The sequence below is a fragment of the Herbiconiux ginsengi genome (assembly GCF_900107435.1).
GTDB classification, from domain to species: Bacteria; Actinomycetota; Actinomycetes; order Actinomycetales; family Microbacteriaceae; genus Herbiconiux; species Herbiconiux ginsengi.
The window spans coordinates 893,857-911,701 of the sequence record NZ_FNPZ01000002.1; the positions used below are offsets into that span (position 1 = coordinate 893,857).

Annotated in this window: 19 protein-coding genes; 13 read left to right on the forward strand and 6 right to left on the reverse strand. The window is 60.8% G+C overall.

Annotated elements, in window-relative coordinates; translation table 11 throughout:
* Nucleotides 1-16 precede the first annotated feature (16 nt).
* From BLW00_RS12520 to BLW00_RS12535, 4 genes are all read right to left on the reverse strand, one after another.
* Entirely contained in the window at nucleotides 17-601 is a 585-nt protein-coding gene (locus BLW00_RS12520; RefSeq protein ID WP_092554493.1) for a PIN domain-containing protein, read from the reverse strand.
* Between the two features lie 21 nt (nucleotides 602-622).
* Nucleotides 623-1,084: a helix-turn-helix domain-containing protein gene (locus BLW00_RS12525; protein ID WP_175494239.1), complete on the reverse strand. Its 462-nt coding sequence runs from the start codon at nucleotides 1,082-1,084 to the stop codon at nucleotides 623-625.
* A 214-nt stretch (nucleotides 1,085-1,298) separates the two neighbouring features.
* Complete coding sequence (locus tag BLW00_RS12530) at nucleotides 1,299-1,607, reverse strand: hypothetical protein (RefSeq protein WP_139256703.1); 309 nt, start codon at nucleotides 1,605-1,607, stop codon at nucleotides 1,299-1,301.
* Between the two features lie 44 nt (nucleotides 1,608-1,651).
* A complete protein-coding gene (locus BLW00_RS12535) occupies nucleotides 1,652-2,257 on the reverse strand; it encodes a hypothetical protein (protein WP_139256704.1) in 606 nt (201 codons plus the stop codon).
* Nucleotides 2,258-2,418: 161 nt separating this feature from the next.
* Here BLW00_RS12535 and BLW00_RS12540 point away from each other — a divergent pair, with 161 nt between their 5' ends.
* From BLW00_RS12540 to BLW00_RS22955, 3 genes are all read left to right on the forward strand, one after another.
* Entirely contained in the window at nucleotides 2,419-2,661 is a 243-nt protein-coding gene (locus BLW00_RS12540) for a hypothetical protein (protein WP_139256705.1), read from the forward strand.
* 88 nt (nucleotides 2,662-2,749) lie between these two features.
* Nucleotides 2,750-3,982 (forward strand): exonuclease domain-containing protein, encoded by a 1,233-nt coding sequence (locus tag BLW00_RS12545; protein ID WP_092554503.1) that lies wholly within the window; start codon nucleotides 2,750-2,752, stop codon nucleotides 3,980-3,982.
* 268 nt (nucleotides 3,983-4,250) lie between these two features.
* Nucleotides 4,251-4,955 (forward strand): HNH endonuclease, encoded by a 705-nt coding sequence (locus tag BLW00_RS22955; protein ID WP_139256706.1) that lies wholly within the window; start codon nucleotides 4,251-4,253, stop codon nucleotides 4,953-4,955.
* A gap of 6 nt (nucleotides 4,956-4,961) precedes the next feature.
* On the opposite strand, the gene BLW00_RS12550 is transcribed toward BLW00_RS22955, so the two are convergent.
* A complete protein-coding gene (locus BLW00_RS12550) occupies nucleotides 4,962-6,218 on the reverse strand; it encodes a DNA cytosine methyltransferase (protein ID WP_092554505.1) in 1,257 nt (418 codons plus the stop codon).
* Between the two features lie 77 nt (nucleotides 6,219-6,295).
* On the opposite strand from BLW00_RS12550, the gene BLW00_RS24425 reads away from it, so the two are divergent.
* On the forward strand, nucleotides 6,296-6,781 hold the full coding sequence (locus BLW00_RS24425) for a very short patch repair endonuclease (RefSeq protein ID WP_092554507.1): 486 nt from the start codon (nucleotides 6,296-6,298) through the stop codon (nucleotides 6,779-6,781).
* Between the two features lie 560 nt (nucleotides 6,782-7,341).
* On the opposite strand, the gene BLW00_RS12560 is transcribed toward BLW00_RS24425, so the two are convergent.
* Nucleotides 7,342-8,289, reverse strand: a complete 948-nt coding sequence (locus BLW00_RS12560; RefSeq protein WP_245741548.1) for a NaeI family type II restriction endonuclease — start codon at nucleotides 8,287-8,289, stop codon at nucleotides 7,342-7,344.
* Between the two features lie 387 nt (nucleotides 8,290-8,676).
* Between BLW00_RS12560 and BLW00_RS12565 the strand changes: the two genes are divergently transcribed.
* The 9 genes from BLW00_RS12565 to BLW00_RS12605 all read left to right on the forward strand — a co-directional run bounded on the left by BLW00_RS12565 (nucleotide 8,677) and on the right by BLW00_RS12605 (nucleotide 17,759).
* A complete protein-coding gene (locus BLW00_RS12565; protein WP_139256707.1) occupies nucleotides 8,677-9,726 on the forward strand; it encodes a nucleoid-associated protein in 1,050 nt (349 codons plus the stop codon).
* Between the two features lie 55 nt (nucleotides 9,727-9,781).
* Complete coding sequence (locus BLW00_RS12570) at nucleotides 9,782-10,714, forward strand: RelA/SpoT domain-containing protein (protein WP_175494240.1); 933 nt, start codon at nucleotides 9,782-9,784, stop codon at nucleotides 10,712-10,714.
* A gap of 345 nt (nucleotides 10,715-11,059) precedes the next feature.
* Nucleotides 11,060-11,881, forward strand: coding sequence for a trypsin-like peptidase domain-containing protein (locus BLW00_RS12575; RefSeq protein WP_092554515.1), 822 nt, complete (start codon nucleotides 11,060-11,062; stop codon nucleotides 11,879-11,881).
* A 279-nt stretch (nucleotides 11,882-12,160) separates the two neighbouring features.
* Nucleotides 12,161-12,442, forward strand: coding sequence for a type II toxin-antitoxin system RelE/ParE family toxin (locus BLW00_RS12580; protein WP_092554517.1), 282 nt, complete (start codon nucleotides 12,161-12,163; stop codon nucleotides 12,440-12,442).
* An 11-nt stretch (nucleotides 12,443-12,453) separates the two neighbouring features.
* On the forward strand, nucleotides 12,454-12,750 hold the full coding sequence (locus tag BLW00_RS12585) for a HigA family addiction module antitoxin (RefSeq protein WP_092554519.1): 297 nt from the start codon (nucleotides 12,454-12,456) through the stop codon (nucleotides 12,748-12,750).
* A 133-nt stretch (nucleotides 12,751-12,883) separates the two neighbouring features.
* The gene (locus BLW00_RS12590; protein ID WP_139256708.1) at nucleotides 12,884-13,750 is read left to right on the forward strand and encodes a hypothetical protein; all 867 of its coding nucleotides are present in this window, start codon (nucleotides 12,884-12,886) and stop codon (nucleotides 13,748-13,750) included.
* A gap of 272 nt (nucleotides 13,751-14,022) precedes the next feature.
* Nucleotides 14,023-15,903, forward strand: a complete 1,881-nt coding sequence (locus tag BLW00_RS12595; protein ID WP_175494241.1) for a cell wall-binding repeat-containing protein — start codon at nucleotides 14,023-14,025, stop codon at nucleotides 15,901-15,903.
* Nucleotides 15,904-15,906: 3 nt separating this feature from the next.
* Nucleotides 15,907-16,170, forward strand: a complete 264-nt coding sequence (locus BLW00_RS12600) for a helix-turn-helix transcriptional regulator (RefSeq protein ID WP_245741549.1) — start codon at nucleotides 15,907-15,909, stop codon at nucleotides 16,168-16,170.
* A 185-nt stretch (nucleotides 16,171-16,355) separates the two neighbouring features.
* A complete protein-coding gene (locus BLW00_RS12605) occupies nucleotides 16,356-17,759 on the forward strand; it encodes an HNH endonuclease signature motif containing protein (protein ID WP_092554525.1) in 1,404 nt (467 codons plus the stop codon).
* The last annotated feature ends 86 nt before the right edge of the window (nucleotides 17,760-17,845 follow it).

Sequence of the window (17,845 nt, forward strand, 5' to 3'; positions counted from 1 at the left end):
GCGGCGCCGACGTGCGTCAGGCAGGCTTGCCGGACAGTAGTTCGAGATGCGCGCCGACGCGTTCTGCGAAGAGCGGGCAGTTGGCGTCCTCGAGCGCCTGCACGACGCCCTTGACTTGGCGCCCCGCGTCGGACTTGCCCTTCCAATATGCAACTTGCTTCATCACAACTCGAAGCACCATCTCCGCTGCTCCGTCATCGACAAGCACGAAGAACGCGTCAGGCTCATAGAGCTCGTAAGGAAGAGCGTCTGGATCACCGAAGTCACGACCATCGGACGTAAGAAGAAGGTCGGCCTTTGCGGCTATTGCGGCCGCGTGGACGTGAAGGTCGTCCGGATCAGCGCCCGAGAACTCCACACGTGCGTCGTAGTCCGGCTGAATCTCGTCGAGATTATTGATCAACTGGTCATGGAAGCTTCGCGTGATCGCGCCATCAAGCTGAGGCTTTTCCCGCCTGACCGCCCGCACAACCTCGACAACGACATCGATGGACGAATGGACTTGGAACATGTCGCGTGTTTCATTGCGCAACAAGAACAGCCAATCCCTGGTCGTTCGACTGTAGAGAACGTTGCTATCGACAAAAACTCGCTGAAGCACGCGCTCTACAGTAGTAGGACGCTAGGCGCCGCTGGGGATGTCGCCAAGGTCGCCGACCCCGTCGTCAGTTGCTCGCAGCATCTCGAATGACGCAGCGCGGCGCTGGTCTCGGATCTTCTTGCACTCGAGGACGTCTTTTGTTGCGAGACGAGTGTGCGACCCAACCTTCGTGGACGCGATCTCACCCGCAGCGATGAGTTTCATCAAGGTCGGTCGCGAGATTCCGAGCATTTCCGCCGCGGTTGTCGTCGTGAGTTCGTCGGGGAGCGTCATGACCGAAACCGGACCGTGAGCCAACCGCTCGAGCACCCCGACGAAGAATCGTCCAAGATCGGCACTCACCTTGATCTGCTGTCCATCATCCAACGAGACGAACAGGCCCGAGAGCGATCGATCGTGCGCCTCAGCAACGAGAGCCTCTGCCTGCTTACGAAGATCTTCGTCAACCAGAACGGTTCCATTTGACAGAAGCTTGGTAGACATGGGATTGACTCCAATAAACCGAGGTACACACCGAGGATCCGGCATCTCCCCAGCTTAGTTTGTTGCAGTTATAAGTGCAACAGGGGGCGAATGTCTCGGCAACCATAGAACCAGGTCCAGTCGACCGCACTGCCAGGCCGCGGTGCATCGTCACGGTGATCCTGAACTCGCGTGGAGTTCTCGTTGCCGGGTTGGGACGGAGGCTTGCCAGCTCTCAAACGGTGACCGACATCACGACCTCACCGGATGCAGCGATCACCAGTTGCAACTCTCGCACCGATCCACTCACCCTTCCGCCGAAAGCGAGCATCACCTCCTCCGGAAGCACCATCCCGCCCGACGTCGCGGCCCTCCACTCGTACCGGCCACCCCGATCGTCGCGAAGCTCCAGCCGCAGGGCGAGCACCTGACGCACGAACCCTTCGGCCAGCCCAACCATCCGCACCACGATCCCCCACTCCCACACCTCGACGAAGGACGCCACGTAGGCGGTGCCGCTCGGTAGAACGGAGACTTGATTCACGACGATCAGCGTCGGTCGGTGCCTGCTCACCTCCGACGACGGCTTCACAGAGCCACCTTGATGTCGCCGTCGCTCTGCACGATCGAGCCGTTCACATACAGATCCGCAATCGCCTCCCACCGCGTGCCCTTGACGGGACAGAAGTCGTTGCCGCGAGTCGTGAGATACGTCGACGTGGTGCTCGGCCCTGACGTGCCGCAGCTTTGCCACGACGTCGACGGCCCCGACATAGGCTGCATCCGATAGATGCAGCTGAGCTGCTTCCTCTTGCCATCCCGAGGAATTGAGTTGGCGTAAGCGCTAATCCCCATGAGGCCGGGACTGGCGTTGATCTGAGCGACGACGTTCGCATATGAGGTGAACTGCTCGGATGCATCGATCGCATGGAGGTACTGCTCGAAGGTGATCGCGCTTCCGACACCGGCATCGCAGAGATGCCGCACCTGCGACCGCGCCATGCTCAGTGCCTCCGGGTCGAGCGCTGTTCCCTGCGAATCCGTGGTCGAGAGCGAATTGCCGTCGCAGACTGCAATCTCGCTATTTTCATTGGAGCTGTGAGCTGCGGACGCGAACGCGGCCTGAGCCCCGCCACCCGCAGCGAGCGCGACGAGAACTGCAGCGACAGCAGGAATGGATCTTTTCGGTGACATCATCGAACCCTCTCGGTCTCCGCGCACCCGCTCCCTCTCAGAAGCTACAACTCAGATGAGTTTTTGTCGACTAATATCATGTTCATCTTCCTAAAGCGCATGCGAAGCCCTCAAGGAACAACCTTTGCTGAGCGTCCACCTTTGAGTGACCGGAGTCATTAATGCCCCCACGCCTCACCGCTCGCCAGATGTTCGTGTCGGGTGTGGTCCTCACGGCCATCGGCGCCACTCTCGCGCTCGTCACCGACGGATGGCTGGCCCTGCTCTTCGGGTCCGCCGACTTTCCGCACGCCATCGCCGGCACCATCGCGACGCTCCTCAGAGAGATCGCCATGACGCTCGGGCTGGTACTAGTCGGCGTCTCACTCCTCGCTCGCATCCTGGAGCCGTCCTCGAAGAGTTGATTCTCCAGAAGAAGCTCCCCTTAAGTGGTCTTCACTCCCCCATTTCGAGGGCGAGAATCGTCCGACACCTGTCGGATACGGTGTGCAGATGGGCTCACCAGGATTCGCCACTATCGACTTCGAAACAACGGGCCTCTTTCCAGGCAAACACGACCGCGCGATCGAGGTGGCGGTCGTCCACTCCGATCCGGATGGCACGATCACCGGCCGCTGGGACACGCTACTCAATCCCGGCCGCGACCTGGGCCGCCAAGACATCCACCGCATCTCAGCCGCGGAGATCTTGCGAGCTCCAACCTTCTCCGACATCGCGCCCGAACTGATCGAGCTCCTCGACGGACGAGTGCTGGTGGCGCACAACGCCAGCTTCGACACGCGGTTCCTGCTGGCCGAGTTGGCGCGAGCTGATATCTGGACAAGCCAAGACCTCGTGACCCTCTGCACGATGCAACTCGCTCGCGTCTACCTCCCTGGCTCCGGCCGAGCCCTCGTCGACTGCTGCGCAGCCTTCGACATCCAGCTCGAGGGCGCCCACCGCGCCTCTGTCGACGCCGGCGCGACGGCGCAACTCCTCGCCTCCTACATCGCGCACTCCGAAGACCGCTCAGGATGGACCGATCACCTAGACCGCGCAGCCGCCTATTCGTACGGCCGCGTCCCGAGCAGAGGCGTGGCTTGGTACCCCCGGGAGGACGCCCTGAGCGGCAACGACCACCACTTCCTCGAGCGCATCACCGACAACCTCCCCGAGTTCTCCGGCCCGGATGCACACAACGACTACCTCGCACTCCTCGACCGTGCTCTCCTCGACCGGGTGCTCTCACTGCACGAGGCCGAAGGACTCGTCAAGCTCGCCGAATCCCTGGGTATCAGTCGCCCGGCCTGCGAGAAGCTCAACCTCGAATACTTCTGGATGCTCGGTGCGGCAGCCTGGTCAGACGGCATCCTCACCGACGCCGAGACCGGCGACCTGGTCGCGGTCGCCACCCTGCTGCGCATCCCGCCCACGCAGATCGACAAGGTGCTGACTCCCCCGGATGTCGCACCCGCGTCGCCGAAGCAGCCCGGCGCCTCCCTGGGCGGTTTCGCGCTCAACCCAGGCGACCTGGTGACGCTGACGGGCGAGATGTCCCTCCCGCGCGAGCGCTGGTACGACATCCTCGTGGCGAACGACCTGGTGCCGAAGGATGCGGTCACAAAGAAGGTCAAGCTCGTCGCGGCCGCCGACCCAGACTCCATCTCGGGCAAGGCGAAAAAGGCACGCGACTACGGCATCCCCGTCGTCAGCGAGCAGGGACTCGCCAACTTGCTCGGGATTTGACCGATAGTTCTTGGACACCGCGCGACAACGCGATCAACAAATCGCTGGGTCAGGTTGACTATCCAGCGACGGGGCCGGGTATGTCGCGTAGCGGCCTTTCGAGGCCTGACTCAGGACTAAGTGCTTGGAGACTCATCCCGCTGCTGGATGCATCTGCATGTAGATTGAAGCTGTGACATCGGGGGATGGTCGGTTCGCACCTGAGGCGTACGTTGATTCGGGTGAGCTCTGGTGGGAGCTCGACACTTGGCCAGGCACGAGATCGCCGATGGGTGATGAGCCGAGAATCGCGGCGTGGTTAGCCTTTAACAAGGAGCCTGGCGAGACGTTCACAACCGATGAACTTCGAAATGCGCTCGGGCACAGGCTCAGCAAGACAAGTCGAAACGACATGGAACATTTTCAGCGTCGAATTAGACAGCTGCGGAGTATTCGGGACGGCTGGGTTTTTCCGTCAGCAAAACACGATCGCAATCTTGATGTGGGAGATTACAAGCTCGAGCGGATTGGCTGGCATCCTGCTTTGGGCAAGAGGCCCAAGGATAAATCGAAAGTCACAAAGAAGAATAAGCTGTTCGTCTTGACGCGTGACCATTACCGCTGTTTTCACTGCGGAATCATCGCGGGAGAGCCTTATCCCGATCATCCGGAGCGGACTGCCGTTCTAACAGCCGGTCATATCGTTGCAGCAGCCGACGGCGGCACGGGAGATCCCTCGAACTTGCGCGCGGAATGTTCTGACTGCAATGAGACAGCACGCTCTGACACTCGCGCTCCTGAATCGTTGAACAGCGTACAAACCTCAATCGATAACCTGAACAATCGAGACCGGAAGCGGCTGTTGGAATGGGTTTCGGCAGGCCAGCGCGGTCGGGATAAAGTCGACGAAGCCTATGACAGGTATCGTCTCCTAACCCCGTCTGATCGTTCGGCTCTCGTCACCCATCTACTGCGGACAACCAAGCTTCAATGACCTGCCTCAGCTGATGCGGCCACGGTGCTTTTCCATATAGAGATGCCTTTCGTGATCCTGCTGACCCGTAAATCCCTTGAACTTGCCTAAGCGGTAGGAAGTTCCTGACGTCGTGGTGCGCACATCGATCTCGAAGTCGTGCGACAAGGCCGCGAGCTTCTGCTCGATCACCGCTTGGGTGTTCGAGGGATCTAGCAGGGTGTGAAGGTGCTCAAGGGTGACATACCCAGTTGCGTTTGCGAGAGCCTTGTAGATCGGATCGTGGACCGCTGATCCCAGCCCGACTACGTCCTGGCGGCGCCCCTCATGAAGCAAGGCTGATCTGATAGAACGCCCAATTGCTTCGGCCACCGGCGGTGGGAAGGCATTGCCGATCTGGCGATATTGCGCGGTCTTGCGACCAGCGAAACGCCATTCATAGCCGTCACTCCAGCCCTGTAGACGAGCGACCATTGGAACTGTAAGTTTCGGCATTCGGATCGACGGATGTGGCCAATCCGCGCCCGGCGCCTCGTCGGCGACTCCCCGTCCATCGACGGCAAGATGAGCCCAGGCGGCTTTCGCTCGTGTAGGACCTAGATCCGCTCCCCCGTGCTTCTTACTTCCGCCCACCAATGTGGGCCCGATGTCGTCGGCGAGGCGCGCCCAGTCCTCCGCGTGCTTCCAGCCGTTTGACGCCATCAGGTCTTGGAGTGCGGCGCCGACGGTGACAACCTGCCCGTTCGGTTCAGGCCAGTGAAAGTAGGCGGCGTCCTCTTCCTTCATTGCGATCAGGACAAACCGGGGGCGGAGTTGAGCCACACCAAAATCAGCCGAATGGACTAGGCGCCAGTCCGCGACATACCCGAATTCCGCCAGACGATCAAGTATGCGCTGACGATATCCAGCGAATCGGTTGGAAGCGAGACCTCGCACATTTTCCAGAAGAAGAGCTCGAGGCTGAATCACGCCGACTTGCTCTACTGCCCACGCGAAAAGGTCTCGCTCGTCCGAAGATCCAAGCTGTTTGCCGGCGATTGAGAACGGCGGGCACGGTACGCCTCCCGCCAGCAAATCAATACCGACGTAGTCGGCAGGATCCCACACATTAATGTCGGCTACATCGCCCTCAGCGATCTTCCAAGAAGTGTTCTCCCGCAACGTCTGGCACGCATAGGCATCAAGTTCTACGGCGAGAGCATGGCTGAAGCCTGCGTTATGCAAGCCAAGCGCCTGCCCCCCTGCTCCAGCGCAGATTTCGACGACCGTCAGATCAGATTTCATGCAGCACTCCTGGCCATCATTTCCTCGCCCTCCGCACTCTGTTGCGCAGCGGGGCGAGATTGGTACTTTGAGAATAGATGTACATCATCACCGATACCTCCGACACGCGAGATTCTCCGACTAGCGCCGGACGATCGCGCAACATGCGAGCGATAAAACGCGTCGATACGAAGCCCGAGCTTGAGCTGCGATCTGCTCTGCATCGCAGAGGTCACAGGTTCCGTAAGGATTTCAGAATCGATACTGAACAGCGGCGAGCCCGTCCGGACGTTGTCTTTACGAAGCAAAAAGTATGCATCTTTATTGACGGGTGTTTCTGGCATTCCTGCCCCATCCATGGTCGAAGACCAACAGTCAATCAGGCCTACTGGACACCAAAACTCACGAGGAACAGTGACCGCGACAGGGCAACGAATGATGCCCTCGTTGCTGAGGGCTGGATCGTCATACGAATTTGGGAGCACGTCGAGCTGGCAGCCGCAACCGATCGAATCGAGCGCGCGCTCGCTGACCGAGCAGCGGGCGGTCCTGCGATGCAAAGTTCAGTCATACAGGTGGAGTGACTTGGCCTTCCGCTCAGCGCGTGTTTCAGCCTTGAAGTTGGCTTTGATCCAAATTTCGTCCGCGCAATCCTCCGAACACGCCTTCCACGGCATGACGCGCTCACGCTTCGTCACACGAATTCCGCAGTTGCGGCATCTGTAGAGACGCCGAGGCTTCCATTGTTTTGCGACAAGCCGGTTCATGAGTCTTCCCGCACATAATTGGCGAGTTCCTCGGCTACGACAGCACTTAGCTCGTCGCCATGTTGCACAGCTTTCGATTGGGCAGCCATCCAGAGCTCCGCAGAGACCTCGACGTGAATTGTTCGAATAGTCGGTGTCATGACACCATACTACAGCTCGTCATGACACCCCACAAGGTCAATCGTCATGACACCATTGGAGTTATGCCCAATCAGCCGAAGACACCAATGAAGTCGTTCAGGATCTCTGAGGACCTATATCGATCCGCGCTCTCGAAGGCCAAGTCGGAGGGAAAATCGCTCACCGATGTTGTGCGCGAAGCTTTGGAGCACTACATCAGCTCGTGAACTACGGATTGGTCGGGGCAGCGTCAGGCCTTAAGGACCTTCCAGTTCTTCGACGGTCCCGCGCTCAGGCAGCTGCGGAGCATCTCTGACTACCTCGTCATCGGCCCTCGCGCGTCGCCACCGCTCACCCGCGATCACGGCGCCCGAACCATCATTTGACGGAACAACTCGGACTGAGATGTACTCCATGGCAGACGGCACCGGCACGCCAAGAGCCTTGGCAATGTGAGCATGGTACTTCCCACTCAGTATCACGATGCCTTCGCTAGCTAGCACCGAGCGCGATCCACCGTTTCCGCGCACGCGCTTCTGGGCATCCAGTTGCCGCGCCACCGTCGCGACAGTGGTGCGATGGACTATGCGACCCTCTGCAGCGCGAAACAGTCGGTGAAGGCGCTGCGTTCCTTTTGTGCTGTCGAGAATGTGCGCAACGACGTCTTCCGGAAGCTGTAGCAGAACATTTGGTGGCAATTGAGCATCACGCCACAACCACTTGATGGCTGCCCTGCCCGCGGGACTCAACTGACTCTTCTGATCGCGATTGGTCTTCTCTCGGCGGTTCATTTCGGAGACTCGCACAAGCCCTACGGACCAGCGCGATGCGGCGTCGTCTGCGGTGCCTACAAGCGCAATCTGGTCAAAGACCTCAGGCGGAAGCATCCAGCCGCCCATCGACTGACTCCACTTGGCGTCTACCTCGTACCCCTCAATGAAGAAGTCGAGCTTTGCGCCGCCTTCGAAGGAGAACTCGCGCTGCGCATTGATTTCGAATAGCGATCCAAAGTGGGTCTTCTCGGTTTTCATTAGTTCGTCCCACTTATAACGGCCAGTCTCTTGGCCGTTATAGATCATGTCGAATGTGTGCCGAATCACGCTGCCCCACCGCGAACCGTCAGGGTCAAGTCTCAGTAGCTCTTCAGCGACCGTCTCGAGTGGGAGGTCGACTACTGACATCACGACTTCTTCATGATTGGACACGAGGCGAGCATACAGAGCGCCCGTGATGAGCGATGCGTGGCGGCGCCGCGGACAGCAGGGGCGATGCCCGTCCAAGAACAGGCCCATATGCGCGCGGCCGAAGTATTCGGCTGGTCCACTCGAATCAGTGAGAGCAGCGGGAGTCACGCCGACCTGCGGAAGCGCCCCAGCTCGAGTTGGCGATGGAGTGCACTCCTCAATCTACGGGGAGGGCTGACGCATGAAGATTTGACTGAACCCGACGACTCCAATCCTGAGTATTAGAGATTGGCTCGTGAACGTAGAAATCTCGAATCGCGCAACGATCGTGTCACCCGAATTGGGGATCCGTGAACGAGCGACAATCGCCATGACTACCGATTGACTTCTTCCAACGTAGGGGGAACATTGACAAACTATTCCGGCCTTGAGCTTGGCCCGATCGTGATGCACCAAGTCCGACGTACAGACGACCCGCAGCGGCGATTTGAGGTTCACCTCACTGATGAGCCAGTGGTGCTTGAATCTGAGGACCGCACGTTCCTTACGATGCGATTTTTGAAAGTACTCAGCAATCGCGGAGTTGCGATCATTGCGGACAGTGACGAACCGAGCGAGGTAAGGACGGCGGTTCTTCAAATGTGGGCGCCGGGCACCGACTTCGTAGCGCAGAGTAAGTCCATCGCAATGTCATTGTCGAACGTACAACCGGGGAGTGCATTGGCAGGACTTCTCATGGTGGCCCAGGCGAAACTCGGGGGTGATGACCTACTCGTGGTTGCGAAGGTTGAGCATCAGGAAGCCATGCGTCTGGAGCCCACGACAAACGCGGTCGGCCATCAAGTCTATGAGGTCGAGCACATTCGAGACCTGGTCTTTGGAGACGCTGCTCGGATCTACAAAGTTGCCGTTTTTTCACGCAGCTCATCAGCCGCCGGAATTGTCGGGGGCGAGCTTGTTGACGAACAGAATGGGCGCGGGTTTGCCGAGTATTTCTTGACTCGCTTTCTGGGAATGAAGCTTCGCGAGGAGCCAGCGGTACTCACAGAAAGATTCCTGACAGGCATGACTGCGGCCATCAACCAAAGCACAATGGGCGCCGAAGCCAAGATAGATGCGCAGTCCTCATTGCTTTCGGAGCTTAACTCCAACACGAATTTCATCAACCCGAATGCCTTCATCCAGGCTCACATACCGGCTGGACATGGAAGCGAAATTCGTCACCTCGCGGAGGCGTCCCAAACTCCCACCACCCAGTTCGCGAAGGACACTAGCCGAGTTGATACGCAGACGCGGCGGATGCGCGTGGATTTGGCAAATGGCGTGTTAGTGATCGCTCCCCCATCCGAAATCGGCCCCGAGAAGTCAGTTCGCGTTGAAGAGGGCGCTGACGGCACTGACCTAATCACTATTCAAGGAAGCCGCATAACCTCACTTAAGTCGACCGGCGGCCGTTAGCGTGACTGGTTGGACCCCTGAGCGGTTATACGACCGATTCACAGAGCAGTTCGCGGTGTACAAAGATGCAGCCTCAGAAATCGAGCTTCGTGTCAAAGGCGCCCTGGACCCAAAGATCGTACATTCGATTTCTGCGCGGCCGAAGGATCCACTCGAGCTGTTTAGAAAGCAGCGCCGGAAAGGATACCTCGACCCTTGGTTGGACTGCCCGGACCTAGTAGGTGCTCGGGTCATAGTCCCGGAAGCGAGCCTAAAGTCGGTGGTCACCGATACTTTGAATGCACAAGAAGGATTATCTGTGGTAGTTGAAGATCAGACTCTCGACGCCGACCCCGAAGTGCTTCACTATCGCGGCCTTCATTTACATATTACGTATAAGGACCTCACGAACGCCGACGGAATCCCCATTCGGTGTGAAGTTCAGGTTCGAACGATTGCAGAACACGCATGGTCTGAGACGGTTCACAAGTACGTTTACAAGTCACCGATTGACCTACCGGCAGACGCTCGGCGCGTGTTTAGTCGGCTGTTAGTGCTTGTCGAATTGTTTGATGAAGAGCTCACGAAGGGAGCGGGAATGGTCAGCTCATTGGAGAGCTATCAATGCCTCCAGCTTTCGAGACATCTTGAACGGAAGCTTCAAGATTTTGCGGCTGTCCCCTCTGACATAGGGCTCAGCGTGGAGAACATCGTCGCACTGGCGACGGCGGGGAGCGGAACGATCGAGTCGTTCCAACAGGACACCGATTCGTACATAGAGGAGCACCGCTCAGAGCTTCACGGCATCATGAGCGCCTACGGCCCGTCTGCGAGTGGCTTTGACATTGCGTCAAGGTGGATCTTGACACAAGGCGAAGCTCTCTTGCTACTGGCTCTCCTCGATAAGGACGAATACGCTCTAAGTGCTCAGCTTCGAGACTCTGATCTATACCACGTCGTGGAGCAGCTCGCCCTTATCAGCGGACACAGTGGATTTGTCATTGAGTAGAGATCCGACACCTGCGTCGCAGGCCTTCAACTCTCGAGCGCAGCTCACTCCAGTGTCGCTGACAACGAGAGGGACGACGCCGCGGAGTCTTGCATGAGTTAGAACCTGACCAAGAAGACTGTGCGGGTGCTCTTGGCTGTGATCCAGTCGAGCTGGGGCTTCGACGTGTCTTCGTGGTCGAACAGGTTCGTCAAGGTCCCGAAGGGCTTCCCTTTCAGGGCTCCGCCGACAAGTTCGCGCGCTGGTTCTGGCGATGAGTCTCGTTGAGAACCAGTTGATTCGCGTCGATCGGCGGCTCCGTCGCGCTTGCTCGCGGACTGACGGACTCCCGCTAAGTTCGTTCTCATGACTGACAAGGTTGCGCTCGCCTACTTGCTCCGGTCTGTAAACGCGCGCTATGTAGAAGTGTTTTACGGCGACGAGCGAATAAGCGAAGCTACTGGATTTGTGGTCGAGCACGAAGAGAGACTTTTCCTCATCAGCAACCGGCATGTGCTGGCCGGGATGAAGCCAGGGAGTATGGAATTAGTCGACAAAGCTGGCAGACAAGCAACTAGCGTGCGAATCACCTCATATGTCGCAACCGAATCGAGTTCGGCGACGGTGTGCCAAGACTTCCCTTTGATAGCTCCATCCACGGCTGGAGGATATCCGTCGGCCCTCTGGTTCGAGCATCCCACTTACGGAAACACCGTTGATGTTGCCGCTCTTGAGCTGACCGATCTACAGGCCCCCGACTACGCTCTGCAAGACGAGACCGTGGCGAACGACGAGTCTTCGATGTACCCGATCAGACAACTCGATACGATGACCGTAATCGGTTATCCAGGTGGCGTGCACGGTGGAGTTCGCGGCAAGGCCGTATGGATGAAAGGCACCGTTGCCAGCGACTACGCCGATGAAGTCGACGGACTGCCCAGATTCCTCATCGATAGTCGGACGCGTGCGGGAATGTCCGGTTCGCCGGTCTACTTCAGCGCCGCAGGTCGCAGCGCAGTTGTGAGCGAAGGGATTCTCTCAATCGCAGACCCTGACGCCTTTCAATTCGTCGGTGTTTACTCAGGCAGAATATTTGACGAGTCGGACGTCGGGTACGTCTGGCGAGCAAAGACAATGTGGGAGATCGTTGTCGGCGAAGTGTTAGGGCAGGCGTATCAGCCGATCTGAGCGTTGCCGCTCTCAATATCCCCGCTCCGCGTCAGTGACAACGGAGGATCTAGAGTGCCGGAGTGAAGGGCACTCCACGTTCTCTCGCACGGGACGTTCGTTCCAGCGTCGAACTGGAAGCGCCTGGCCGATTAGTGACCATCCGAGGTGTAGTTGGTTGGTGAGGTGAAATGGCCTCGCGAACGCTGGGAAGCCTTGCGCGATGTGACTCATGTGAATCGAGGATTGAGCATCAGCTCTTCACCTAGCCACTAGTAACGCGACCCGTTATCATTGAGCATGATCCACTCGTTCGCCGACCTCAACACGGAGCGGGTCTGGAATCGGCAGCATGTCCGCCGATTCGGCAGTGACCTGCAGCGCATGGCGAACCGCAAGCTCCTCATCCTGGACGCGGTTGAGGATCTCAATGAGCTTCGCATTCCGCCCGGCAACCGTCTCGAACAGTTGAAGGGCGATCGCGAAGGTCAGCACAGCATCCGAATCAACGACCAATGGCGCATCTGCTTCGTCTGGACTCCCACGGGTCCGGCTGATGTGGAGATCGTCGACTACCACTGAGAGGAGACATCATGGCAACCGCACACGCACCGATCCACCCGGGTGAGATCCTTCTCGAGGAGTTCCTGAAGCCGCTGGAGATCAGCCAGTACCGGCTCGCACAGGCGATCAACGTGCCGCCTCGGCGCATCAACGAGATCGTTCACGGCAAGCGCGGTATCTCCCCCGACACAGCAGCTCGGCTTGCCCGGGCGTTCGGGACCTCGGATCGATTCTGGACGAATCTGCAAACCCGTTACGACCTCGAACTCGTAGCGGAAGCCAAGACCGAGGAACTCGACCGGATCGTGCCGCTGCTCAGCGCGTGACCAATCAGAGGCTGAATCTCCGATTCACCCACTCGGAGGGCTGACTGCGCTTCACCGCAATGTTCGGGTTCCCAACCGCTACTCCGCGCCGGGACAGGTGCGGCGGATGCATGCGGAGGAATACACTCGCCGCATGTCCGATGCCAATGGAGGCAACAGGCCACCGTTTCCGGAGAACGTGCCGGCAGCGGGCACGGGCATGCCGCAGTCTTCTCATGACGGTGCGCAACAGCCGCCCGCGACGGCCGGCCAGCCGGCACCGGCTTCGGCCGCGACTCCGGTGGCGGCGCGGCATCCCAAGAGGGTCTATGCGATCGGCGGCGCGATTCTGGTGGCTGTGGTCGGGGCGACAGCGTCGGCCGTCATCACGCCCGAACGGCTCGACGGGCTCTTCGCCATGTTCGGTGGTGGTGCCGGTGCGGGGGTCGCGGCATCCGCTTCATCGACGCCGCCGGGGCTCGAGACCAAGAACGTCTCGAGTGGCGACAAGGCGCTGTCGTTCGCGATTCCTGCCGAATGGGGTGCGCGCACCGGGAATTACAACGTGAGTCCGGATGCCGGAACCGCCGTCGTCACCGGAACCCAAGTCGACTCACCGGTCGAGTTCGGCGAAGACGGAGCCTACGTCGCGGTGTCGAAGGACTTTGCGACCAGAACAGGGCTGGCCGGCCTCGAATCCACCGACCTCCGCGCCCGCGCCGACGACCTCGTCGGAAAGGCGGACTGGACGATCGACGGATGCATCGCCTCCGACGAGCCGTCCCGCGAGAAGGATGGCTGGCAGCTGGCGACGCGGTATTGGACGGATTGCGCGCAGATCCCCGACAGCAAGCTGTGGGAGATGGTGGCCATCGATGACGAGGGGACGATGGTCGTGACGCTGCAGGTGTTGCTGTCGCCGGATGCATCCCCCGAGGTCATGGACACGATCGTCGGCTCCTTCACTGTCGACCCGCGGAAGGTGGCGTCTGGGCTGGGGGGCGACGTCGTGCTTCCTTGAGGTGGGCATTTGCCGCGCCTGGAGGGATGGCGGCACAGTCGACGTCGGAGCGGGCCGAAATCAGGCGGCGTGGGCAGGGTGGCACGACTTCGCAGCGACGAACTGCACGACGTCATGGCCGCAATCGAGATAGTTGGGCCTGCACGTGCACGTATGTCCCGCGGATGCCTCGGCGCGCCTCAGTTTCGCGCGCAAGCACCACACGTGCAGAATAGGCAAGGGTCGACACCGTAGGCGGCCAAAGGGGGTGGACGCCGATGAAGGCACGATCGATGGTGGCCGCAGCAGGGATTACCGCCCTGCTGCTATCTACCGCACCTGTTGCGGCAGATGCATCCGTGTCGGTTCAAAGCGATGCGGCGGCTAGCCCCGCAACAGCGTCGGCGAATGAGGTCATCGCAACCGTCCAGAGCGAGCCGTATTACTACAACTCGTACGAGACTTTCTTTGCCACCCCAAACAACCTCCCGGCTCCGGTCACCCCGGTCACAACAGTGCTGCATGTCGAACTGACCGACGCGTTCCTCGCGGGAGCATCCGACAGCCTGACCTGGAAAGTCGAGGGCTTAGACGGCCTGACAGGGACTTCAATCATCGATCGAGAGGCGAAGGCCGTCGACATTGCACTTCCGGCCAACTTCTACGACCTGGCATCGACGTCGATCTGGCCTGGAACTCTGTATCTGACCTTCTCCTCGCGTGCGAGGAGCGCCGACCGCCTTCCATCCGTTCCCGCGCGATTCACCCAGGACCAGGCCTTCGGCTGGACCAGCACCACCAGCTATGTGCTCAAACTCAAACCCGCCAGCGCGGACTCTGAATCGACAGTGCAGATTCCGATGTCCAAGATCCATTCTCCTGGGCCCCAACTCACCAGACATTACTGGGCCACGACGGACGAGGGGGCGGTCATCGACGAGACGACGACGCTCCGCTTCGTCTCTTCCGACCCGATCTGGGCGGCGGCGGGCGCGGCCACCGCACCCAGCGCCTACATCCAGCGGCCATCACTCGACTGGAGCGACGGGTATCGCGTTCCGACGAGCGAGCGTCCATCGGTTTCACCCGACAACTCGTCGATCGCGGTGCCGTTCTCATCCGTGACCGGGGTGGACGGGCCCGCGATCGGCGGCGCCTCCCTGATTCAGTTCACTGCCGGCATGGCCAATCAGTACCTGGAAGGAACGCTGGCAACCGCGGTCATTCCGATCGGCACGAACACCTCCATCGGCGACACGCGCTCGACGCGGCTCGCCGGCCCCACTCGCTACGACGGGAGCATCACGGATGCTGCAGTCGCCTTCCCCGACGGCGCGCGGCGCGTGTACCTCGCTTCCGGCGAGGTGTTTGCCGATGCCTTGAGCGCCGGACCGGCCGCCGTGCACAATGGTGCGCCGCTCGTGCTCGTAACCTCGTCGCAATATTCCTCGGCGAAGTATCTCTCGTGGCTACAACCCGAAGAAATAGTCGTTCTCGGTGGACAGGCTTCCACACCGGATGACGTCGTGGCCGACATCCTTCGCGAATCCAAGCTCGACCCCGACTCATACACGCTGCGGCGTGATGCGGGCGCCGACAGGTATGACGCCTCACTTGCCATCTCAGCGGCCGAGTTTCCGGAGGGCGCGGCTACCGCATTTCTCGCCTCGGGGTCCGGATTCGCGGATGCGCTCACCGCGATCCCTGCCGCCTCGCGCGAAGGCGCGCCGGTCATCCTCATCCGTGGCGATCAGCCGCGACTCGATGACGCCACCATTTCCGAACTCGATCGCCTCGGGGTGTCGAATGTCGTGATCGCTGGGGGCCCCGCGAGCGTCTCAAACGGGATCGAGAAGCAGCTAGGGCAGCTCTATCCCGGCGAGGTGACTCGATTCGGCGGGGCCACCCGCTTCGACGTCGCAGAATCGCTCAACGCCGCCTATTTCCCCACGGCGACGACAGCCTACGTGGCGACAGGAGCCAACTTTCCGGATGCGCTTACCGGCGGCGTTCTTGCTGGCGTCAAGGATGCACCCCTCGTTCTCGCTCGCACCGAGTGCATTCCGGCGTCGACGTGGCAGCGTCTGGCCGACTGGGCGCCGTCGAAAGTCACCCTGATTGGGGGCACGAACAGTCTCGCGCCAGTGATGCAGAGTCTCCCGCGGTGTGACTGAGGTGTGAGTCTCGGCGCTGATCCTGAGTCGAGTGTCGACGTAGAGCAATGGGCGGCAACTGCTGAGAAGCCGCTGGACATCAGCCCGTATCGCTTCGCGCAGGCGATCGACGTGCCCGCTCGACGCATCGACGAGACCGTTCAGGGCAAGCGCGGGATTCGCCCGACGGCAGCGCAACTTGCTCGCGCATTCGGCACCTCGGATTGCTTCTGGACGAACTATCGGACCCGGTATGACCTCGAGCTCGTCATCCAGCATTCCTGGTGATCGTAGGTGCGGGCCGAGACTGGGCGACGTGGGGTGGGTGATCCGGTCGAGTCATTGGCATCGGGTTTGGCGGGAGGCCGCGCAGCGGCCGGGGGACTATGACTCGACCGGATCACCCACCCCGCGGCGCCCAACCACCCCGAACTAAACGAGTTTAAATCATCTAATTCTGATAGAATTTCAGTATGAAAAGCACCCTCCGCCTCCACGAGATCGCCGCCGATCTCCGAGGCGTTGCGGGTGAGATCGGCGTCCGGATGGCGGGGCTGAGCGACGACGAATTGCTCGACGTCATGGCCGCGATCGAAGCCGTCGGGCGGGTCGTCGGAGCGGCGCAGGTGCGGGTCGCTGGGGAGGTCGGGGTGCGGTCGCGCAGCGAACTCGGGGATGAGGGGCTGAGTCGGTCGCAGAACTTCACGAGCCCGGTCAAGCTCGTCGCGAGCGTCACGGGCACGTCGGCGCACGAGAGCAAGGTGCGGCTCGAGGTCGGGCGCAAGCTGCGCGGGGCCGTGCTTCTGGGCGGCGGCGAGGGGCCGGCGCCGTTCCCGGTCGTCGCGCAGGCGCTCGACGAGGGAATCCTCGCCGTCGAAACGGCGTCGGTCATCGTGGCGCGGTGCAGCGAGCTCGCGGTGCGTGGATGCTCGCCCGACGTCGTGGCCAGTGCCGAGCAGACGCTCGTCGATGAGACCGTCACGGGGCGTCTGACGACGGATCAGACGTCGAAGCTCGCCATCCATCTGCGCGAGGTCATCGATCCCGATGGAGCCGAGCCGCGGGACGAGGTGCACCAGCAGCAGCGCTCACTCACCATCGCTCAGGCGAGCGACGGCATGATCCGCGGGCGGTTCGCGCTCACTCCCGAGCAGGGCGGGGTGTGGCTGGCGAGCATCCAGGCGATGCAGAGTCCGCGCGTCTCAGATGCACAGGGCGGCGGCCCGCGGTTCCTCAGTGAAGAGGAGTTCGTCGCGCAGACCGTCACCGCCGACATCCGCACCCAGGCGCAGAAGAACGCCGACACCGTCACCGAACTCATCGCGCGTGCCGCCGGCGCCCCCGACATGCCGCGCATCAACGGCTCCGCCACCACGGTCAACGTGCACATCTCGCTCGACGACCTCGAGGCGGGGCGCGGAGTCGGGTGGATCGACGGGGTCGACGAGCCCGTTCCCGCCTCCACCGTGGCCCAGATGCGCTGCCACTCTCCCATCTCCGCGACACTCTTCGGCGACCGCGGCGAAGTGCTCTACCAGGGCAAGACGAAACGACTCTTCACCGCGGCCCAGAACCGCGCCCTCGCCGCCCGAGACGGCGGATGCGTGTGGAACGGATGCGATCGACCCCCGTCGTTCTGCGAAACGCACCATGTAGACGAATGGGTCTCCGACGATCATCCACCCGGCCGCACCGACATCGACAACGGCCTGCTGCTCTGCCATTTCCATCACAGCCACCTGCATCGCTCGGCGTGGAAACTCATCATGCTCGGAGGCGTGCCACACCGCGTGCCGCCCCGATGGATCGACATCGAGCAGACCCCCATCCCCACCACGCGCCGCCGCGCGGGCGGCCCACGCCGCAAGGCCGCCTGAGCGGAGTCGGGTCCGGGGGCGGGTCGGGGCGGGTCGGGCCACATACGACCAGCGGATACGGGAGACGACCGAGAACTCATCGACGA